Here is a 13,301-nt window from a genome sequence, read left to right on the forward strand (position 1 = left end):
ATTCAGGCATAAGTCAACCGATTAAGGGTACGTCCTGGCGGCCCACAGAGCAAATCTGCGCGCTTCGGCACGGACCCTGACAGGATCCGCACAGCTATTATCCACAACCTGCCCCGTGCACGTATGCGCAACACGCGCGCGGATTTCTCAGGGCAGGTTGCCGTTCACAGCCGTGGTGACTACCGTGGCATCCGAAGTTATCCACAGGCGAGCCGCGTCATCCCGACGGCCCGTCGCCCCTCAGCACGGAGCGTCATGTCATCACCTGCCCAGCCCGACGTTCCGATCTGGACCACGGTGCAGGAGCTCCTCGAAGCGGATGACCGAGTCACCCCTCAGCTCCAGGGATTCCTCAGCCTCGCGGTTCCCGCCGGTGTGATGGCGGCGACGCTCTATCTCGAGGTACCCAACGATCTCACCGCGGCGCAGATCAACAAGCGGCTGCGGCTGCCGATCATGGAGGCTCTCTCACACATCGGCGACGAGGTCACCTCCTACCGAGTGGTGGTCAACCACGAACTCGCCGAGCAGCCGACGGCGCCCATCGCCGTTGCGGACTACGGCCGCCAGGAGCAGACGCGCGTCGAATCTCCGATGGAGCAGCCGACGCAGCAGCGTCACGAATCACGCCTCAACCCCAAGTACACCTTCGACAACTTCGTCATCGGCCAGTCCAACAGGTTCGCTCATGCCGCAGCAGTCGCGGTCGCCGAGGCGCCGGCCAAGGCATACAACCCGCTCTTCATCTACGGTGACTCGGGCCTGGGCAAGACCCACCTGCTGCACGCGATCGGAGACTACGCCCAGTCGCTCTACGCCGGCGTCAAGGTCAGGTACGTGTCGAGTGAGGAGTTCACGAACGACTTCATCAACTCGATCGCGAACAACCGAGGCGCGGCCTTCCAGGCTCGTTACCGCGATGTCGACATCCTCCTGATCGATGACATCCAGTTCCTCCAGGGTCGCGCCGAGACGCAGGAAGCCTTCTTCCACACCTTCAACACGCTCCACGACCACAACAAGCAGGTCGTGATCACGAGCGACGTCGCCCCGAAGCACCTGACCGGCTTCGAGGACCGCATGCGCAGCCGGTTCGAGTGGGGCCTGATCACCGACGTCCAGGCTCCCGACCTCGAGACCAGAATCGCGATCCTGCGCAAGAAGGCGCAGAGCGAAGCCCTTCATATTCCCGACGAGGTACTCGAGTACATCGCCACGGTGGTGTCGTCGAACATCCGCGAACTCGAGGGCGCGCTGATCCGGGTCTCGGCCTTCGCCAGCCTGAACCGCTCGGCTCTCGACATCTCCCTCGCTCAGACGGTGCTGCGCGACATCATCGACACGGCGGAAGACAACATCATCTCGCCGACCGACATCATCACCGCCACCGCGCAGTACTTCAAGCTGACCGTCGACGACCTCTATGGCTCGAGCAGGTCGCAGCAGATCGCCACGTCGCGTCAGATCGCCATGTACCTGTGTCGGGAGCGCACGAGCCTGTCACTGCCGAAGATCGGGCAGCTGTTCGGCAACCGAGATCACACCACGGTCATGTACGCCTACAAGAAGATCAGTGAGCTCATGAAGGAGCGTCGTTCGATCTACAACCAGGTGACCGAGATCACTACGCAGCTCGGTCGGCGCTGACCTCACGACACCTCGAAAAGGGGGTCGTGGCTTCCGTTGGGACGCTACGACCCCCTTTCTGTGCGTGTGAGAGGCATACGGCCGGCTCGATCGATGCCAGTTTGCACATGTGGATAACTTGTGGATGACTCGCCTCGAGATCGGGACGGATGTGTGTGAAACCACCGAACCTGTGGATAACTAGGGGAGACGGTCGGACCGAGGGGAAGGTGTCCACCCGCGGATTCCTCAGGGTTTCCACAACTGACAACCGTGTAGTTCCTTACTCGCGTCTGCTTTCCACCGAGTTATCCACAGTATCCACAGGTGTTAACACCGTTAAGGAGTTAATTCAATTCAAGGGCGATCCGATCACCAGACGGTGGGGAAAGTCCGACGGGACGGAGGTTTGCGCCGCTCGTAGGGATACGCCCGACTGTGGGGCTAGCATGGGAAGCCCTGCACAGGCAGGACCGATGACGAACCGTCTCAGAATGACGACAAGGGAGCACCCGTGAGGTTTCAGGTCAACCGCGATGTCTTCAGCGAGGCTGTGTCCTTCGTCGTCAAGCTCCTTCCGCAGCGCAACCCGCAGCCGATCCTCGCCGGAGTCCTGATCGAGGCAGACGGATCCGGACTGACTCTCTCCGCTTTCGACTACGAAGCATCCGCTCGGACCACCATCGAAGCCACGGTCGACACTCCCGGCACGATCCTCGTCCACGGTCGCCTGCTCTCCGACATCGCCAGCCGCCTCCCCAACGCGCCGATCGAGATCGCCGTCGAGGACGACGGCAGCATCACGGTCACCTGCGGCTCCGCACGATTCACCCTCGCAGCCATGCCGGTCGAGGAATATCCCTCGATCCCCGAGGTGTCCGGCTCGTCCGGTGTGGTTCCCGCCGACGACTTCGGAACGGCGATCGCACAGGTCGGCTTCGCCGCATCACGCGATGACGTCACCCCTGTGCTCACCGGTGTCCAGCTCGAAGTCTCCGGGCACACGCTCAGCCTGGTCGCCACCGACCGCTACCGCGTCTCGCTCAGGGACGTGCCGTGGGATGGCGAGGCCGTCGAGGCGAGCGCACTGGTTCCCGCACGCACGCTTCTCGAGGTCGGAAAGACCTTCGGTCACGCCGGGACGATCCAGATCGCGTTCTCCGGAGCCGGCGATCGTGAGATCATCGCCTTCACTGCGGGAAACAAAACCGTCACCTCGCTCCTGATCAAGGGCAACTTCCCGCCTGTCCGTCGTCTCTTCCCCGAGCAGACCGAGCACTACGCGGTCGTCAACACCGCCGACCTGGTCGAAGCGGTGCGCCGTGTGTCGCTCGTGCTGGATCGTGCAGCTCCGCTGCGCTTCACGTTCACGTCCGACAGCGTCACGATGGACGCATCGGGCAGTGAGCACGCCCGTGCATCGGAGTCCGTCGACGCGATCCTGAACGGTGGCGACGATGTCACTCTCGGTCTCAACCCGCAGTACCTCATCGAGGCACTCGGAGCGGTCAAGAGCGAGTTCGTGCGCGTCACGTTCACCTCGAGCGACAACGCGAACAAGCTCAGCCCCGTGCTGATCACGAGCCAGACCTCGGTCGATCAGGCCGGACTCGACTCGTTCAAGTACCTGCTGCAGCCCAACCTGCTGCTCCGCTGATCCTGCGACGGGCGCGCTCCGCGCGGCGACAGCGGTGTCAGACCCCGAAGGTAGGCTGACAGCGTGATTGTGGAACACCTGAGCCTGGTCGACTTCCGCAACTACGCGACCGCGGATCTCGCACTGCACAAGGGGCCCAACGTCCTGGTCGGCCGCAACGGTCAGGGCAAGACCAACCTCGCCGAGGCCGTCGTCTTCCTCGCCACGCTCGGCTCTCACAGGGTCTCGTCCGATGCGCCGATGGTGCGTGAAGGTCAGGACTTCGCGATCATCCGCGCGCGCCTCTCGCACGGCGAACGCAAAGTGCTGATCGAGGTTCAGCTCAACAAGCAGGGCTCGAACAAGGCACGCATCAACGGCTCGCCGTCGAAGACCAACGAGCTTCCCCGGTATGCCCATGTGGTGCTGTTCGCCCCGGAGGATCTGCAGATCGTGCGCGGCGACCCGTCTTCTCGGCGTCGCTTCGTCGACCAGCTGCTCATACAGCGCACTCCGCGCATGTCATCGGTGCTCGCCGACTACGACCGTGTGCTCAAGCAGCGCAACGCCCTTCTCAAGTCGGCCCGAGCGCGGGGCATCAAAGGCGAGGGCCTGAGCACCCTCGATGTGTGGGACGACAAGCTGGTCTCCCTCGGAGCAGAGATCATCACGGCACGACAGCGTCTGGCGGCCGACCTCCAGACCCCGGTGGCAGAGGCGTATGCGGCGATCGCGGGCGAAGACCATCGTCCCCAGCTCGATTGGGCGCTCTCGGTGCGAGGGGCAGACCCCGAAGAGGGGGTCGACGCGCCGGCCGAGACCTCGGGAGACATCGCCGAGATGTTCCACGCCGCACTGCTCGCCAAGCGGTCGAACGAGCTCGACCGCGGGCTCACCCTCACCGGACCCCATCGCGACGATCTCGTTCTCCGCGTTCGCGGGCTGCCCGTGAAGGGCTATGCGTCGCATGGGGAATCGTGGTCGGTTGCTCTCGCCCTGCGCCTCGCCTCGGCCGAGCTGCTGCGCAGCGAGTCCCCCGCCGGCGACCCCGTGCTCATCCTCGACGACGTGTTCGCCGAACTCGACGCCGAGCGCCGTCAGCGCCTCGCCGCGCTGACCGCAGGGTACGAGCAGGTGGTCGTGACCGCGGCCGTGGAGGAGGATATCCCCGAGGTGCTCCACGCGCATGTGGTGAGGATCTCGGCCGGAACCATCAGCGACGAGAGGGAGGTGCCGCATGAGTGACGCCGCACCCGTTCCGGCATCCGAGACTCCCGAGACGGTCGCGACGTATCTGCGTCTGCGCGGTCTCGCACCGAGCTCGAAGACGTGGAAGCGCAAGCGGCGCATCGTCACCGACGATGACAACGCCCCCTTCACGCCCGGACGTGACCCCGGCCCCCTCGGAGCGGTGCTCGACAAGCTCAGCCGCGACTCCGGGTGGCAGAAGACTCTTGCCCGTGAAGACCTGGTCAGGCAGTGGGCCGATCTTGCGGGTACGGACACGGCGAAGCACTCCGAACCCGTCTCGCTCGAACGCGGAGTGCTCACCGTGAAGTGCGATTCGACGGCCTGGGCCAAGAACCTGCAGTACATGCGCGGGACCATCCTCACCGAGATCGGCCGACGGTATCCGGATGCGGGGGTCGAGAACCTCCGCTTCATCGGACCGGACGTACCCTCATGGAAATGGGGTCCCAGAGTCGTTCCAGGACGGGGCCCGCGCGATACCTACGGGTAGGGCACCGTTCAGGGGGTTCAAGAGGCTCAGAGGGCCACACACGGCCGTTCAGCGGGATTTCGAGTCGAAAGACCGCTAGAATGGGAGTTCGTGATATTGATGTGGAGAATGCCCTCTGATGACGCCTGAATTCCCTGCTGACGAGACGGAATCGACCACCGGGGAAACCCCTGACCCCTCACAGGGCGCAGAGACCCAGGCTCCCGCGGAAGCGGAGACGAGGTCCACATCGATCTCCCCCAAGATCAAGCAGCCCGGCGAGTACGGCGCCGACTCGATCCAGATCCTCGAGGGACTCGAGGCGGTGCGCAAGCGACCCGGAATGTACATCGGTTCCACGGGTCCGCGCGGTCTGCACCACCTGGTCTACGAGATCGTCGACAACTCGGTCGATGAGGCTCTCGCCGGCTACGCAGACACGATCCACGTGACGCTGCTCGAAGACGGCGGCGTGCGCGTCATCGACAACGGCCGCGGAATCCCGGTCGACCCGCACTCCTCCGACCCGTCGAAGTCCACGGTCGAGGTCGTGCTGACGATCCTGCACGCCGGTGGCAAGTTCGGTGGCGGCGCGTATGCCGTCTCCGGTGGTCTGCACGGCGTCGGCTCCTCTGTCGTGAACGCCCTGTCGACCCGCTTCGACGTCGAGGTCAAGCAGAAGGGCTTCGTCTGGCGGCACAGCTTCGCCGACGGCGGAGTGCCGCAGCAGAAGCTCATCAAGGGCGAGGCGACCGACGACACCGGCACGAGCATCACGTTCTGGCCGGATGCCTCGATCTTCACCGAGTCGATCGACTTCGACTACGACACCCTGCGCACGCGCTTCCAGCAGATGGCGTTCCTCAACAAGGGTCTTCGCATCGAGCTGCTCGATGAGCGCGCGTCCTCGGCCTACGAGGTCGAGGAATCCGGTGTGACCGTCACGAAGCAGCCCGGTGATGTCTTCTTCTACGAGCGCGGACTCGTCGACTACGTCGAGTACCTGAACAAGGTGCGTCACGCCGAGGTCGTCAACGAGGAGATCATCGCGTTCGAGTCCGAGGACACGGCGCGCAAGATCTCGCTCGAGGTCGCGATGCAGTGGACCACGTCGTACACCGAGAACGTCTTCACCTATGCGAACACGATCAACACCCACGAGGGTGGAACCCACGAAGAGGGCTTCCGCGCCGCGCTCACCACGCTGGTGAACAAGTACGCGCGTGCGAACAACATCCTCAAGGAGAAGGACGACAACCTCTCCGGAGACGACGTCCGCGAGGGATTGACCGCCGTCATCTCGATCAAACTGGGCGAGCCCCAGTTCGAGGGTCAGACCAAGACCAAGCTGGGCAACACCGAGGCCAAGGCGTTCGTGCAGAAGGTCGTGGGCGATCAGCTCGGCGACTGGTTCGACCGCAACCCGGCCCAGGCGAAGAACATCATCCGCAAGGCGCTCGACGCCGCGACCGCGCGCCTGGCCGCGCGCAAGGCGCGCGAGACCGCACGGCGCAAGAGCGTGTTCGAGTCGGCCGCGATGCCCGACAAGCTCAAGGACTGCACCAGCAAGGACCCTTCGATCAGCGAGATCTTCCTCGTCGAGGGTGACTCGGCCGGCGGTTCGGCAGTGCAGGGACGTGACCCGCACACGCAGGCGATCCTCGCGCTCCGCGGCAAGATCCTCAACGTCGAGCGCGCTCGCCTCGACAAGGCGCTGGGCAACCGCGAGGTCCAGGCGATGATCCAGGCCTTCGGCACGGGCATCGGCGAGGACTTCGACATCGAGAAGGCGCGCTATCACAAGATCGTGCTGATGGCGGATGCCGACGTCGACGGGCAGCACATCACGACGCTGCTGCTCACGCTGCTGTTCCGCTACATGCGCGGCCTCATCGAGGCGGGCTTCGTGTACCTCGCGATGCCGCCGCTGTACCGCCTCAAGTGGTCGAACCAGCCGCACGAGTACGTGTTCAGCGACGCAGAGCGCGATGCGCTGCTCAAGTTCGGCCTCGACAACGGCAAGCGCATCCCGAAGGATGCCGGCATCCAGCGCTACAAGGGTCTCGGCGAGATGAACGCCAAGGAGCTGTGGGAGACCACGATGGATCACACGACGCGGACGCTCCGCCAGGTGACCATCGAGGATGCCGCGGCGGCAGACGAGATCTTCAGCGTGCTGATGGGTGAGGACGTCGAATCACGACGCAGCTTCATCCAGCGCAACGCCAAGGACGTCCGCTTCCTCGACATCTGAGGCGCTCCGCGCCCTGCATTCGCTCGAATAACGACCGGAATCGACAACACACATGACTGACGAAGTACGCCCCGAGCCCCCGGCCCACGACCACGGGAACATCGACCAGGTCGACCTGAAGTTCGAGATGGAGCGCAGCTATCTCGACTACGCGATGGCCGTCATCGTCGGACGTGCCCTGCCCGACGTGCGCGATGGTCTGAAGCCTGTGCATCGCCGCGTGATCTACGGCATGTACGACGGCGGGTTCCGCCCCGATAAGTCGTTCTCGAAGTGCGCCCGTGTCGTGGGCGAGGTCATGGGTCAGTACCACCCCCACGGTGACTCGGCGATCTACGACGCCCTCGTGCGTCTCGTGCAGCCGTGGGCGCTGCGGTACCCGCTCGCGCTGGGTCAGGGCAACTTCGGGTCCCCCGGGAACATGGGAGCCGCGGCTCCTCGATACACCGAGACGAAGATGGCTCCGCTCGCGCTCGAGATGGTGCGCGACATCGAAGAAGACACCGTCGACTTCCAGGACAACTACGACGGCCAGACCCAGGAGCCGACGGTCCTTCCGGCGCGGTTCCCGAACCTGCTCGTCAACGGCTCGGTCGGAATCGCCGTCGGCATGGCGACGAACATCCCCCCGCACAACCTGCGCGAGATCTCGGATGCTGCGCTCTGGGCGCTCGACAACCCCGGCCTTCCGCGTGAAGAGCTCCTCGACGGGCTGATCCAGCGCGTTCCGGGCCCCGACTTCCCCACCGGCGCTCAGATCCTGGGCACCAAGGGAATCCACGAGGCCTATCGCACCGGCCGCGGATCGATCACGATGCGCGCGGTCGTCAACGTCGAGGAGATCCAGGGCCGCACGTGCCTCGTGATCACCGAGCTGCCCTACCAGGTCAACCCCGACAACGTCGCCGTGAAGATCGGCGATCTCGTGCGCGACGGCAAGATCAGCGGCATCGCCGACATCCGCGACGAGTCGTCCGATCGCACGGGTCAGCGCCTCGTCGTCGTGCTCAAGCGCGACGCGGTCGCGAAGGTCGTGCTCAACAACCTGTACAAGCACACGCAGCTGCAGGAGAACTTCGGCGCGAACATGCTGGCGATCGTCGACGGCGTGCCGCGCACGCTGGCGATCGACGGGTTCGTGACCTACTGGATCACCCACCAGCTCGAAGTGATCGTCCGTCGCACGCGCTTCCGTCTGGCGAAGGCCGAGCGTCGCATGCACATCCTGCGCGGCTACCTCAAGGCGCTCGATGCGCTCGACGAGGTCATCGCTCTGATCCGTCGGTCGGCCACGGTCGACGACGCGCGCGAGGGACTGAAGAAGCTCCTCGACATCGACGACGACCAGGCGCAGGCCATCCTCGACATGCAGCTCCGTCGCCTCGCGGCTCTCGAGCGGCAGAAGATCCTCGACGAGGCGGCCGAGCTCGAGCGGCTCATCGCCGAGTACCAGGCGATCCTGGCCGACGAGATGCTGCAGCGCGACATCATCCGCGAAGAGCTCACCGGCATCGTCGAGCGCTTCGGCGACGACCGCCGCACGCACATCCTGCACGGCTTCGACGGCGATGTCTCGATGGAAGACCTCATCGCCGAGGAGGAGATGGTCGTCACCATCACCCGCGCCGGGTACATCAAGCGCACGCGGAGCGACAACTACCGTTCGCAGCACCGCGGCGGCAAGGGCATCAAGGGCGCGCAGCTGCGAGCGGATGACATCGTCGAGCACTTCTTCGTGACGACGACCCACCACTGGCTGCTGTTCTTCACCGACAAGGGACGCGTCTATCGCGCGAAGACCTATGAGGTCCCCGAGGCCGGGCGCGATGCGAAGGGGACGCACGTCGCGAACCTGCTCGCACTGCAGCCCGACGAGAACATCGCGCAGGTGCTCGACATCCGCGACTACGCGGTCGCCGACTATCTGGTGCTCGCGACGCGCGACGGTCTCGTCAAGAAGACGCGCCTCGACACGTATGACACCAACCGCCAGGGCGGCGTCATCGCGATCCGTCTGAACGACGAGGACGAGCTGGTCTCGGCGCTCATGGTCAACGCCGAGGACGACATCCTGCTCATCAGCCGCCGGGGCATGTCGGTCAGGTTCAGCGCGACCGACGATGCGCTGCGACCGATGGGACGCGCGACCGCCGGAGTGAAGGGCATGAAGTTCCGTGAGGGCGACAGCCTGCTGTCGGCATCCGTCGCCGCTCCCGGTCAGTTCGTGTTCGTGGTGACGGACGGCGGGTACGCGAAGCGCACGGCCGTCGAGGAATATCGCGTCCAGGGACGCGGTGGTTTCGGCATCAAGGTGGCCAAGCTGCACGACGATCGGGGCACTCTCGCGGGTGGTCTGATGGTCTCGGCCGACGACGAGGTCCTTGTGGTTCTGTCCAGCGGCAAGGTGGTACGCTCTGCCGTGGCCGAGGTGCCCGCCAAGGGCCGAGACACCATGGGAGTGGTGTTCGCACGGACGACGGAAGCCGACCGGATCCTCGCCATCGCCCGCAACGGCGAGCGGGGCCTCACCGAGGAAGATGAATCGGATGAGGCTGAGGTGGACGCCGAGTCCACCGCCCCCGAGACGAACGAGAATCCTGAGGAAGCAGACGCATGAGCACAGTAGCCGACAAGCTGGCGAAGAAGTCCACGCGCAAGACCAGTGGCAAGCAGGTGCGCCTGCGTCTCGTCTATGTCGACTTCTGGTCGGCCGTGAAGCTCTCGTTCCTCGGAGCGGTCGCACTCGCGATCGTCACCATGGTGTCGTTCTTCCTGATCTTCCTGGTGCTCCAGGCCACGGGCCTCCTCACTCAGGCCGACGAGATCGTCGGCGCGATCACCGACAACTCGGTGCGCATCTCCGAGGTGGCAGGTCTGCCGCAGGTGATGGCGTTCGCCGCTGTCGTCTCGATCCTGAACCTCATCGTGTTCACGGTGCTCGGCGCGGTCGTGGCCGGCATCTACAACGTCGCCGTGAAGGTGACGGGCGGTCTGCTCGTCGGCTTCATGTCGAACTGATCCTCCGGATTCGAAGAGGGGCGGGTGCTTCGGCATCCGCCCCTCTTCTGTGCTCTCCGACGGAGTAGGGAAAACCCGAAGCCGGGTGTCTGGTTGGCTCGGTGTCGGCCCGATCGGCGCCGCCGTACCTTTGAACCATGACGACACACACTGCCACGCCACCACCGGCGACGGCCACGAAGCCGCCGTTGCGCATCGTGCTCACGATCCTGCACCTCGCAGGCATCGGAGTCATCGGCGGCTTCATCTTCGCGACTCTTTCCGGACTCCTCGGCACCGGGCTCGGCCTGCTCTTCGCGGCGGGCGTCGGCATCGTGCTGCTCGTCGGACTCGTCTACGCCCTCTTCGGCGTGGGCTGGTTCGAGGTGGCCCGGGTCAGCGCCCTCTACCGGTCGCCGATCACGCCGCTCCGGTGGCGCCCGCGGGACCGCCCCGGATTCGTGGGCTGGCTGCGCTCGCTCGGACGCCAGGCCATCGACGGCCGCATGTGGCGCGCCCTCGCGAACTTCGCGATCACCGCTGTGCTCGGCTGGATCGTGCTGCGCCTCGCCTTCGGCCTCGTCTGGTCGATCACGATCTCGTTCGCACCCCTCACCGGAGCGGACGCCGTGATGGGCCCGTTCGGCGGGGGCGGCATCGACCCTGCGTGGGCGCCGCTCGTCGGCATCCTCGGCATCGCCGCCTGCATCGCCGGAATGATCGGCCTGGCACTGCTGAACCGGGTGCTCTCGCTCGCCATCGTCGTTCGCAGCCGTGAAGCAGAGCTCACGGAGCGCGTGCGCACCAGCACCGCTCAGCGCGAGGGCGCCGTGCGCGCCGCAGACGTCGAGCGCACCCGCATCGAGCGGGATCTGCACGACGGCGTCCAGCCCCGCCTCGTGTCGGTCGGCATGACCCTGGGGCTCGCGCAGCAGAAGATCGACAACGATCCGGATGCCGCGAAAGAGCTGATCGCTGAAGCGCACACCTCGACCAAGGCAGCGATCACCGAGCTGCGACAGCTCGCCCGAGGCATCCATGCATCCGTCCTCGACGATCGAGGCCTCGACGCAGCCCTGTCCGCCCTCGCAGGGCGATCCCACATCCCCGTGAGTCTCGACGTGAGGATGGACGGACGCTGCAGCCGTGAGGCCGAGGCCGCCGTGTACTTCTCGATCGCCGAGTCGCTCACGAACGCAGCCAAGCATTCACGAGCCAGTGAGGCCCGGGTCACCGTTCGTCTTCGCGACGGTGGAGTGCTCTGGGCGCGTGTCGAAGACAACGGCATGGGCGGTGCACAGGTGCAACCGGGCGGTGGCCTCGACGGCATCGCGAACCGCGTCCTGGCAGCGGGCGGGACCTTCCGTCTCGAGAGCCCCGTCGGCGGGCCGACCAGCCTGGAGGTGAACGTGCCATGCGCATCCTGATCTGCGAGGACTCCGTCCTGCTGCGCGAGGGACTGGTGCGACTGCTCGAGGATGCCGGCCACAGTGTGGTCGCCGCTCTCGCCGACACCGCCGGTCTCAGTGAAGCCGTGATCGAGACCGATCCGGAGCTCTGCATCCTCGATGTGCGGCTGCCCCCGACGTTCACCGACGAGGGCATCCGCGCGGCGCTCGGACTGCGCGTCACGCACCCTGCGCTCCCGCTGCTCGTTCTCTCGCAATACGTCGAGGAGCGCTATGCGTCCGACCTCATCTCCGCGCAGGGCGGGCCGCTGGGCTACCTGCTCAAGGATCGAGTCGCCGACGTCTCGGATTTCCTCGCCTCGGTGCAGAGGATCTCTGAGGGCGCGACGGTGCTCGACCCCGAGGTCGTGGCTCAGCTGCTCACCCGTCGCAACCGCGACGACCGCATGCAGCGTCTCACCGAGCGCGAGCGCACCGTGCTGTCGCTCATCGCCGAAGGCAAGTCGAATCAGGCGATCGCGGGCCTGCTCTTCCTCTCGGAGGCGAGCGTCGAGAAGCACATCACCGCGATCTTCCAGAAACTGGGCTTCGAGCAGGGCGAGTCGGGTAACCGACGCGTGCTGGCGGCGCTCGCACACATCGAGAACACGGGCGGCACCACGCCGACCGGACAGACAGGACTGGGACGATGACCTCCAACGACGACTTCCAGGGCGGGCACACCCCCCTCACTCCCCCGCCGGCGTCCGCGCCTCAGGGCCACGAGCCGGCACCGGCGCCCACCACTGCTCCCGTTGCTCAGGCGGCGCCCGCCGATGCCGGCCGTTCATCGGGAACGACGGCGATCATGATCGTGACGGCGATCGTCGGCGGTATCGCGCTCCTCGGCGCGGGAGGGTCTGCGGCATTCGCGGCGACCGGCAGCATGATGGGCTCCACGCAGGGCAGCGACTCGGTGCTGACCGAGGATGCATCGGGAATCAAGGGCCTCGACCTCGACGTGGATGCGGGAAACATGCGCATCGAGTTCGGGGATGTCGACGAGGCCCGGCTGGCCGTCACCGACGCCCGTGGCCCGGCGTGGACTCTCGAGCGCGACGGCGACGACCTGGTGGTGCGCAGTCCCGAGTTCCGGTTCGGATGGTGGTTCGGCAGCTGGTTCGGCGACGACCAGTCAGCCGTGCTGACTCTCCCCGAAGACCTTCTCGACGTGCAGCTCGATGCCGATCTCACCCTCGACGCGGGCAGCCTCGATGTGGTCGGCGAGTTCGGCGCTCTCGACATCACGGTCAACGCGGGCGCGCTCGATGTCGAAGCAGCCGCACGGAGCCTCACCATCGACATGAGTGCCGGACGTGCGGACGCGCTGCTCGACGGCGTCGACGACGCGGATCTCAGCGTCTCGGCAGGCGATCTCAACGTCGAGCTGACCGGACGTGCGCCGTCGCAGACGACGATCGACGTGAGCGCGGGGTCGGTCGACCTCACTGTTCCTGACGAGTCGTACTCGATCACCCAGGACGTCAGCGCGGGGTCGCTCGACGCGAAGGTCGACCAGTCATCGGACACCCGGAACGCGATCGACGTCTCGCTTTCGGCGGGCAGCGTGACCATCCGCCCGGGGCGCTGACCATGATCGAGGGCAGGGGCGCGCCGGTG

General features: G+C 65.7%; 9 protein-coding genes and 1 pseudogene. All 10 read left to right on the plus strand.

The genetic code is table 11. The features are described 5' to 3' along the window. Nucleotides 1–318 precede the first annotated feature (318 nt). Nucleotides 319–1,647 (plus strand): annotated as a pseudogene (gene dnaA / locus AC04ME_RS01125) (chromosomal replication initiator protein DnaA); the annotation flags it as partial. Between the two features lie 493 nt (nt 1,648–2,140). Then, a complete protein-coding gene (gene dnaN / locus AC04ME_RS01130) occupies nt 2,141–3,283 on the plus strand; it encodes a DNA polymerase III subunit beta (protein ID WP_042541557.1) in 1,143 nt (380 codons plus the stop codon). Nucleotides 3,284–3,346: 63 nt separating this feature from the next. Then, nucleotides 3,347–4,507: a DNA replication/repair protein RecF gene (gene recF / locus AC04ME_RS01135; RefSeq protein WP_042541558.1), complete on the plus strand. Its 1,161-nt coding sequence runs from the start codon at nt 3,347–3,349 to the stop codon at nt 4,505–4,507. Continuing rightward, a complete protein-coding gene (locus tag AC04ME_RS01140) occupies nt 4,500–5,003 on the plus strand; it encodes a DciA family protein (protein WP_042541559.1) in 504 nt (167 codons plus the stop codon). Before recF ends, AC04ME_RS01140 begins: the two co-directional genes overlap by 8 nt. Nucleotides 5,004–5,121: 118 nt before the next feature. Then, nucleotides 5,122–7,236: a DNA topoisomerase (ATP-hydrolyzing) subunit B gene (gene gyrB / locus AC04ME_RS01145; RefSeq protein ID WP_311877810.1), complete on the plus strand. Its 2,115-nt coding sequence runs from the start codon at nt 5,122–5,124 to the stop codon at nt 7,234–7,236. 52 nt (nt 7,237–7,288) lie between these two features. Further along, nucleotides 7,289–9,853 carry a DNA gyrase subunit A gene (gyrA, locus tag AC04ME_RS01150; RefSeq protein ID WP_042541052.1) on the plus strand — a complete coding sequence of 855 codons (2,565 nt, stop codon included), beginning with the start codon at nt 7,289–7,291 and terminating at the stop codon, nt 9,851–9,853. Then, nucleotides 9,850–10,254: a DUF3566 domain-containing protein gene (locus AC04ME_RS01155; protein ID WP_042541050.1), complete on the plus strand. Its 405-nt coding sequence runs from the start codon at nt 9,850–9,852 to the stop codon at nt 10,252–10,254. Before gyrA ends, AC04ME_RS01155 begins: the two co-directional genes overlap by 4 nt. A 137-nt stretch (nt 10,255–10,391) precedes the next feature. Next, on the plus strand, nt 10,392–11,660 hold the full coding sequence (locus AC04ME_RS01160) for a sensor histidine kinase (protein WP_309692462.1): 1,269 nt from the start codon (nt 10,392–10,394) through the stop codon (nt 11,658–11,660). Beyond that, the gene (locus tag AC04ME_RS01165) at nt 11,648–12,334 is read left to right on the plus strand and encodes a LuxR C-terminal-related transcriptional regulator (protein ID WP_475433148.1); all 687 of its coding nucleotides are present in this window, start codon (nt 11,648–11,650) and stop codon (nt 12,332–12,334) included. Before AC04ME_RS01160 ends, AC04ME_RS01165 begins: the two co-directional genes overlap by 13 nt. Beyond that, entirely contained in the window at nt 12,331–13,272 is a 942-nt protein-coding gene (locus AC04ME_RS01170; RefSeq protein WP_228385608.1) for a DUF4097 family beta strand repeat-containing protein, read from the plus strand. The genes AC04ME_RS01165 and AC04ME_RS01170 overlap by 4 nt, the downstream gene beginning before the upstream one ends. The last annotated feature ends 29 nt before the right edge of the window (nt 13,273–13,301 follow it).

It is taken from the genome of Microbacterium sp. LjRoot205 (genome assembly GCF_056175745.1).